This is a genomic window from Neisseria sp. P0009.S007 (genome assembly GCF_051962515.1).
Map to the genome: position 1 here is coordinate 1 of NZ_JBQCVF010000073.1, position 8064 is coordinate 8064.

General features: G+C 47.6%; 10 protein-coding genes. All 10 read left to right on the plus strand.

What is annotated here, in order from left to right; genetic code table 11:
* Window positions 1-834: ParB/RepB/Spo0J family partition protein (locus ACTHS3_RS07830; protein ID WP_440367604.1), on the plus strand; the 834-nt coding region annotated here is incomplete at its 5' end.
* Window positions 835-1114: 280 nt separating this feature from the next.
* A complete protein-coding gene (locus tag ACTHS3_RS07835) occupies window positions 1115-1468 on the plus strand; it encodes an ATP synthase subunit I (RefSeq protein ID WP_049336018.1) in 354 nt (117 codons plus the stop codon).
* On the plus strand, window positions 1458-2324 hold the full coding sequence (atpB, locus tag ACTHS3_RS07840; RefSeq protein WP_003748099.1) for a F0F1 ATP synthase subunit A: 867 nt from the start codon (window positions 1458-1460) through the stop codon (window positions 2322-2324). The genes ACTHS3_RS07835 and atpB overlap by 11 nt, the downstream gene beginning before the upstream one ends.
* 64 nt (window positions 2325-2388) lie before the next feature.
* Window positions 2389-2625 (plus strand): F0F1 ATP synthase subunit C, encoded by a 237-nt coding sequence (gene atpE, locus ACTHS3_RS07845; RefSeq protein ID WP_004519005.1) that lies wholly within the window; start codon window positions 2389-2391, stop codon window positions 2623-2625.
* Between the two features lie 73 nt (window positions 2626-2698).
* Window positions 2699-3169 (plus strand): F0F1 ATP synthase subunit B, encoded by a 471-nt coding sequence (locus ACTHS3_RS07850; protein ID WP_003708446.1) that lies wholly within the window; start codon window positions 2699-2701, stop codon window positions 3167-3169.
* A gap of 4 nt (window positions 3170-3173) precedes the next feature.
* Window positions 3174-3707, plus strand: coding sequence for a F0F1 ATP synthase subunit delta (locus ACTHS3_RS07855; protein WP_004519004.1), 534 nt, complete (start codon window positions 3174-3176; stop codon window positions 3705-3707).
* Between the two features lie 10 nt (window positions 3708-3717).
* Complete coding sequence (gene atpA / locus ACTHS3_RS07860) at window positions 3718-5265, plus strand: F0F1 ATP synthase subunit alpha (protein WP_003676111.1); 1548 nt, start codon at window positions 3718-3720, stop codon at window positions 5263-5265.
* A gap of 24 nt (window positions 5266-5289) precedes the next feature.
* On the plus strand, window positions 5290-6165 hold the full coding sequence (gene atpG / locus ACTHS3_RS07865; protein WP_004519003.1) for a F0F1 ATP synthase subunit gamma: 876 nt from the start codon (window positions 5290-5292) through the stop codon (window positions 6163-6165).
* 38 nt (window positions 6166-6203) lie between these two features.
* On the plus strand, window positions 6204-7601 hold the full coding sequence (gene atpD / locus ACTHS3_RS07870) for a F0F1 ATP synthase subunit beta (protein ID WP_003748111.1): 1398 nt from the start codon (window positions 6204-6206) through the stop codon (window positions 7599-7601).
* 10 nt (window positions 7602-7611) lie between these two features.
* Window positions 7612-8037, plus strand: coding sequence for a F0F1 ATP synthase subunit epsilon (locus ACTHS3_RS07875; RefSeq protein ID WP_004519002.1), 426 nt, complete (start codon window positions 7612-7614; stop codon window positions 8035-8037).
* Window positions 8038-8064: the final 27 nt, after the last annotated feature.

The window sequence follows — 8064 nt, forward strand, 5'->3', positions numbered from 1 at the left end:
CGCGGTTTGGATTCGCTGATTTCCAATGCAGTGGACAGCAGCAGTAGCGACCGCCTGACAACGGTTGCCATCGCCGATATTCAGCCCGGCCGTTATCAGGCGCGTGTGCAAATTGATGACGAAGCTTTGCAGGAATTGGCCGATTCCATTAAAGCGCAAGGCATTATCCAGCCGGTTATCGTACGCGAACGTGGTTTGTCTCAATATGAATTGATTGCCGGAGAACGCCGTTGGCGCGCTTCCCAGTTGGCCGGTTTGACCGAAATTCCCGTCGTCATTAAAACCATCAGCGACGAAACTGCGTTGGCCATGGGTTTGATTGAAAACTTACAACGTGAAAACCTGAATCCGATTGAAGAAGCGCAAGGTTTGAAACGCCTTGCCGATGAATTCGGCCTGACTCATGAAACCATCGCAAAAGCCGTCGGTAAAAGCCGTAGTGCCATCTCCAACAGCCTGCGTCTGTTGAGCCTGCCTGAGCCGGTTCAGGAAATGCTTTACCAACGCCGTCTGGAAATGGGTCATGCCCGCGCGTTGCTGACCTTGCATGTGGTTGACCAATTGGAGTTGGCACAAAAAGCCGTCAAAAACGGTTGGTCGGTACGCGAGGTAGAGCGCCGCAGCCAGTTGGCACATCAAAAAGCCAAACCGGAAGCAACCAAAACCATTAACCCGGATATCCGCCGCATCAATGATGCATTGACCGAGCATTTGGGCGTTAATGCCGAAGTCAAAACCAGTAATCAGAAAAAAGGCAAAATCGTGCTGCATTTTGATACGCCGGAAACATTCGAATATTTGCTGAAGCAGTTAGGCATCAATCAAGCGTTCTAACGGCTTTATAAACAGAACGGGCCGTCTGAAAAAAGCTTTTCAGACGGCCTCAATTTTTGAAAAAGCGTAGAGCGTATAAATGTTTACAATACAAATCAAAATCTTCTGTAAAATCTGTGTAGCAACATGTAATTTGTGTTAAACTCCGTTCCTGCAAAGATTTGTTTTATATGTGTTAATCATTTATCTGTGAAAGGTTCACAAAGATTAACATATTGCTTGACGTTAATAAACTTCTTGATTATATTAATTTACCTTGCGTTTTGGGGTGTGAAGTACAATGAATCAGATAGTCCCATTGCAAGTGATTGTATTGTTAATAATTTCAGTTGTTTGTGCGTTATTTTCCGGATTGCCCGGCTTCCTCTCTGCTTTTGCGGGAGGATTTTCGTACATTTTGCCTACCCTAGTTGCAGTTTTACTTTTAAAGTTTTCCCGACGAAATCCTGATCTGCAAAGTTCGATGTTTATCGGCGGAGAGGTTTTAAAAGTAGTGCTGTCGCTGGTATCTATGTTGGTCGTTTTTGCGATATGGCATCGATCACTGGTATTTTACCCATTTTTATTGGCGTTTCTTGGCGTCAGTCATTTGGTTTTTTTAGTATTGTTGAGAGTGAAACACTATGGCAGGTGAAACTATGACCGCTGCCGACTACATCAAGCACCACTTGCAAAGCTTGACCAGTATGTCGGATGTTACTCAGGGTCAAGGACTGAAAAACATTGCTGATTTTTCGTTCATTAACCTTGATGCAATCTTTTTTGCCGTTCTGTTGGGCGTAATCGGCAGCTTCCTTTTGTGGCGCGGTGCCAAAAAAGCGACGGCCGGTGTTCCCGGTCGTTTCCAAGCGGCTGTTGAAATTCTGTTCGAATTCGTGGATGACATGTGTAAAAGCATTATCCATAACGAACAATCGCGTAAAGCCGTTGCCCCGTTGGGTCTGACCTTATTTGTCTGGATTCTCTTGATGAACGCCATGGATATGCTGCCGGTTGATTTGCTGCCGATGGCATGGCAAGGCATTACCGGTAATCATCATGCCCTGTTGCGCGTCGTGCCGACAGCTGACTTGAATACGACTTTGGCTCTGGCGATTGGCGTATTGCTGATCTGTATTTACTACAATGTCAAAATCAAAGGCCTTGGCGGTTGGATTCACGAGTTGTTCTGCGCACCTTTCGGTCCGTGGCTTGCTCCGGCCAACTTCCTGCTGAACTTGGTAGAGTTCTTGTCCAAAACCGTATCCCACGGTATGCGGTTGTTTGGTAATATGTATGCTGGCGAGCTGGTGTTCCTGTTGATCGCTCTGTTGGGCGGTGCATGGGCGTCAACCGGCAGTGTCGAAACTTTGGATCCGATTTTATTTGTGTTCCACCTGATTGCCGGTTTGGCTTGGGCGATTTTCCACATTTTGGTCATCACCTTGCAGGCATTTATTTTCATGGCGTTGGCGTTCGTATATATCGGACAGGCGCATGATGCACACTAATCAAGTAGTTTTTTTGTAGTTTGTTTTTTGTAGTTTAACCTTTACTATTTTAAGGAGTTTAAAAATGGGTTTGATTGCTATCGCATGTGGTTTGATCGTTGCCTTGGGCGCATTGGGTGCCTCTATCGGTATTGCAATGGTTGGTTCTAAATACTTGGAATCTTCTGCTCGCCAACCTGAGCTGATCGGTCCTCTGCAAACCAAACTGTTCTTGATCGCTGGTCTGATCGACGCGGCTTTCTTGATCGGTGTGGCTATTGCCCTGTTGTTCGCCTTCGTTAACCCGTTTAGTGGTGCGTAATCAAGACGGAGCGATCCGTTCAGATACAGGCTTGCCGTCTGTTTGATTAACCCAGATACGAAGGTTAAGTAACGTGAATATTAATGCAACCTTATTTGCGCAAATCCTAGTTTTCTTTGGCTTGGTATGGTTTACGATGAAATTCGTATGGCCTCCGATCGCCAAAGCATTGGATGAGCGTGCCGCAAAAATCGCCGAAGGCTTGGCTGCTGCCGAGCGCGGTAAGAGCGATTTTGAGCAGGCAGAGAAAAAAGTTGCAGAACTTATGGCCGAAGGGCGTAATCAGGTAACCGAAATGGTTGCCAACGCCGAAAAACGTGCTGCAAAAATTGTAGAAGAAGCCAAAGAGCAAGCTTCTCATGAAGCAGCACGCATTGCAGCCCAAGCAAAAGCTGATGTAGAGCAAGAAGTTAACCGTGCACGCGAAGTGTTGCGCGAACAGGTCGCTTCATTGGCTGTTAAAGGTGCGGAATCTATCCTGCGTAAAGAAGTCGATGCTTCCAAACATGCAGATCTGCTCAGTGCCTTAAAACAGGAGCTGTAATCTTATGGCAGAGTTCGCAACGATTGCCAGACCTTATGCGAAAGCATTGTTTAGTCTGGCTCAGGAAAAAAACCAAATCGAGTCTTGGTTGGGCGAACTGAAAGAACTCGCAGCGGTTGTTCAGGATGAGAAAGTCATTGCTTTCATCGAGCAGCCGGAAACGGGAGCTTCCGAAAAGGCAGAAACGCTCAAAGGTCTTGTCGGTATCAAAAATGTCGAATTGGCAAATTTTATTACCGTTTTGGCCGAGCAAAAGCGTTTGCTGGTATTGCCGGAAATTTATGCCCAATATCAAGATTTGACCTTGATACACAACAATACGAAATCGGCAGTAATTTACAGCGCGTATGAGCTCAGTTCTCAGCAGCTGGCCGATGTTACCGATATCCTGACAAAACGCTTCAACAGCAAATTGGATGTGGTAGCTAAAGTTGCCCCTGAATTAATCGGCGGCATCAAAGTAGAAGTGGGTGATCAGGTCTTGGATTTGTCCGTACAAGGCAAACTGAATGCTTTGTATGCGACTATGACAAATTAGGAGAGTTTTCATGCAGCTTAATCCTGCTGAAATTAGCGATTTGATTAAAGCTAAAATCGAAAATCTGTCCGTCAATGCAGAAGTGCGTACCCGTGGTACCGTTGTTTCTGTTACAGACGGCATTGTGCGCATTCATGGCTTGTCAGACGCGATGCAAGGTGAGATGCTCGAATTCCCCGGTAACACTTTCGGTCTGGCCATGAACTTGGAGCGTGACTCCGTCGGTGCCGTAGTGTTGGGTGAGTACGAACACATTAAAGAAGGCGATACAGTTACCTGTACCGGCCGTATTTTGGAAGTGCCGATCGGTCGCGAACTGGTTGGCCGTGTGGTTGATGCATTGGGTCGTCCTATCGATGGTAAAGGTCCAATCAACACAACATTGACTGCTCCAATCGAGAAAATTGCACCGGGTGTGATTGCGCGTAAATCGGTTGACCAACCAATGCAAACCGGCCTGAAAGCCATTGACTCTATGGTTCCGGTTGGTCGTGGTCAACGTGAGTTGATCATTGGTGACCGTCAAACCGGTAAAACTGCCGTGGCACTGGATGCCATCGTTAACCAAAAAGGTACAGGCGTTATCTGTATTTATGTGGCTATCGGTCAAAAAGCATCTTCTATTGCCAACGTAGTACGCAAATTGGAAGAGCATGGCGCGATGGAGCATACCATCGTGGTTGCTGCAACTGCTTCTGAAGCCGCTGCACTGCAATACATCGCTCCTTACTCCGGTTGTACCATGGGTGAATTCTTCCGTGACCGTGGTGAAGATGCGTTGATCGTATACGATGACTTGTCTAAACAAGCCGTTGCATACCGTCAAATTTCTCTGCTGTTACGCCGTCCTCCTGGCCGTGAAGCATATCCTGGCGACGTATTCTATCTGCACTCCCGTCTGTTGGAACGTGCAGCCCGTGTCAGCGAAAACGAAGTTGAAAAACTGACCAATGGCGAAGTAAAAGGCAAAACCGGTTCTCTGACTGCGTTGCCAATTATTGAAACCCAAGCCGGTGACGTATCAGCATTCGTACCAACCAACGTAATCTCGATTACAGACGGCCAAATCTTCTTGGAGACCGACTTGTTCAACGCCGGTATCCGTCCTGCAATCAATGCCGGTATTTCCGTATCGCGCGTAGGTGGTGCAGCACAAACCAAAGTCATCAAAAAACTGGGTGGCGGTATCCGTTTGGCGTTGGCACAGTACCGTGAATTGGCAGCGTTCTCGCAATTTGCTTCCGATTTGGACGAAGCAACGCGCAAACAGCTGCAACACGGTGAAGTAGTTACTGAATTGATGAAACAAAAACAATTCAGCACATTGAACACTGCCGAAATGGCATTGACTTTGTGGGCGATCAACAACGGTTCTTACGCAGATGTTCCGGTATCCAAAGCCTTGGCTTTCGAAGCAGAATTCTTGAGTTTCGTACGTACGCAACATCCTGAGGTTCTGGAAGCGATTAATGCATCAGGCGCAATGTCTGACGAAAGCGAAAAAGCATTGACCGAAGCCATGAAATCTTTCAAATCTTCTTACGCTTACCAAGCATAAGTATTGAGATGAAAGGAGTCTGAAATGGCAGTCGGAAAAGAGATTCTCACCAAAATCCGTAGTGTTCAAAATACCCAAAAGATCACTAAAGCGATGCAAATGGTGTCGACCTCTAAAATGCGGAAGACTCAAGACCGGATGCGCTTAGCGCGTCCGTACGCCGAAAAAGTGCGTACAGTGATGAGCCATCTTGCACAAACTAATGCCGATCATGGTATCAAATTGTTGGAGCCGCACCGCGAAGTGCGTCGTGCCGGTTTCATTTTGATTACCTCGGACAAAGGTTTGTGCGGTGGCTTGAACGCAAACGTACTGAAAAAGTTTTTGGCGCAAGTTCAAGAGTATCAGGAACAAGGCATCGAAGTCGAAGTCGTGTGCCTGGGTAGTAAAGGTTTGGCTGCATGCCAAAGCATCGGTTTGAATGTTATTGCCAGCGCAACCAATTTGGGTGATACCCCAAAAATGGAATTGCTGCTCGGCCCTCTGACCGAAATCTTCCAACGTTATGAGAAGCATGAATTAGACCGTATCCATATGGTTTACTCACGTTTCGTCAATACAATGCGCCAAGAGCCGCGTATGGAAGTTTTGCTGCCTATCGGTGAAAACGTTATTGACGACGGAACAGGTCATTCTTCATTTACTTGGGAATACCTCTACGAGCCGAGTCCTATCGCCGTATTGGAATATTTGGTTCGCCGCTATTTAGAGTCTGTGGTTTATCAGGCATTGAGCGACAACATGGCATCTGAACAAGCCGCGCGTATGGTAGCGATGAAAGCCGCAACCGATAACGCAGGTAATGCCATTAAAGAATTGCGCTTGGTGTACAACAAATCGCGTCAAGCCGCGATTACCACAGAATTGTCAGAAATTGTAGCAGGTGCAGCGGCAGTTTAATGCCGTCTGAAGCCTGAACAGGAAATTAGGATACGATAATGAGCCAAGGCAAAATCGTACAAGTTATTGGTGCGGTGGTTGACGTGGAATTTCCACGCGACGCTATCCCGCATGTTTACGATGCCCTGAAATTGGACGAGAACGGTCTGACTCTGGAAGTTCAACAGCTTCTGGGTGACGGCGTTGTCCGTACTATTGCAATGGGTAGTTCAGACGGCCTGAAACGCGGTATGTCTGTAAGCAATACTGGTGCGCCAATCACTGTACCGGTAGGTAAAGGTACATTGGGTCGTATTGTCGACGTATTGGGTACGCCTGTTGATGAAGCAGGTCCGATCGATACCGACAAGAGCCGTGCTATTCACCAAACTGCTCCGAAATTCGACGAGTTGTCTTCAACTACCGAATTGTTGGAAACCGGTATTAAAGTGATCGATTTGCTGTGTCCGTTTGCTAAGGGCGGTAAAGTAGGTCTGTTCGGTGGTGCCGGTGTGGGCAAAACCGTGAACATGATGGAATTGATCAACAACATCGCCAAAGCGCACAGCGGTCTGTCCGTGTTCGCAGGTGTGGGTGAACGTACCCGTGAAGGTAACGACTTCTACCACGAGATGAAAGATTCCAACGTATTGGATAAAGTAGCCATGGTGTATGGCCAAATGAACGAACCTCCAGGCAACCGTCTGCGCGTTGCTTTGACCGGTTTGACTATGGCCGAATACTTCCGTGACGAAAAAGACGAAAACGGTAAAGGTCGCGACGTATTGTTCTTCGTCGACAACATCTACCGTTACACTCTGGCCGGTACCGAAGTATCTGCACTGTTGGGCCGTATGCCTTCTGCAGTGGGTTACCAACCGACATTGGCTGAAGAAATGGGTCGTTTGCAAGAGCGTATTACCTCTACCCAAACAGGTTCCATCACTTCCATCCAAGCCGTATATGTACCTGCGGATGACTTGACTGACCCGTCTCCAGCGACAACTTTCGCCCACTTGGACGCGACCGTCGTATTGAGCCGTGACATTGCATCTTTGGGTATTTACCCGGCAGTTGACCCGCTTGACTCTACTTCGCGCCAATTGGATCCGATGGTATTGGGTCAAGAGCATTACGACGTAGCGCGCGGTGTACAGTCTACTCTGCAAAAATACAAAGAATTGCGCGACATTATTGCCATTCTGGGTATGGACGAATTGTCTGACGAAGACAAACTGACTGTGATGCGTGCCCGTAAAATTCAACGCTTCCTGTCTCAACCGTTCCACGTTGCAGAAGTGTTTACAGGTTCTCCAGGCAAATATGTCGCCCTGCGCGATACCATTGCCGGCTTTAAAGCCATCTTGAACGGCGAATACGACCATCTGCCTGAACAAGCGTTCTACATGGTAGGCGGCATCGAAGAAGCAGTTGAGAAAGCGAAAACCTTAAACTAAGGAGGTCGGCATGAGCGTCATGCAAGTTGAAGTGGTCAGTAGCGAGCAAAACATCTATTCGGGCGAAGCCAGCTTTGTGGTGGTTCCGACCGTTCAAGGTGAGCTTGGTATTTATCCACGACACGAGCCGATTATGAGTTTGGTACGCCCCGGCGCATTGCGTTTGACTGTTCCGGGTGAAGCTGAAGAAGTGCTGGTTGCCGTTTCCGGTGGCGTTTTAGAAGTACAGCCTGATAAGATTACCGTATTGGCAGACGTTGCCGTCCGCAGTACCGAAATGGATCAGGCGCGTGCTGAAGCAGCTAAAAAAGCAGCCGAGGCAGGTGTTTCTGCAGCCAAAGATGATAAATCTCTGGCCGAAGCGCACAAAGCATTGGCAGCAGCCATTGCCCAGCTGAAAACTTTGGATTACCTTCGTTCGCAAAAAAACAAGTAATGTGGGTTCATCAAGAAAAAGCACAAC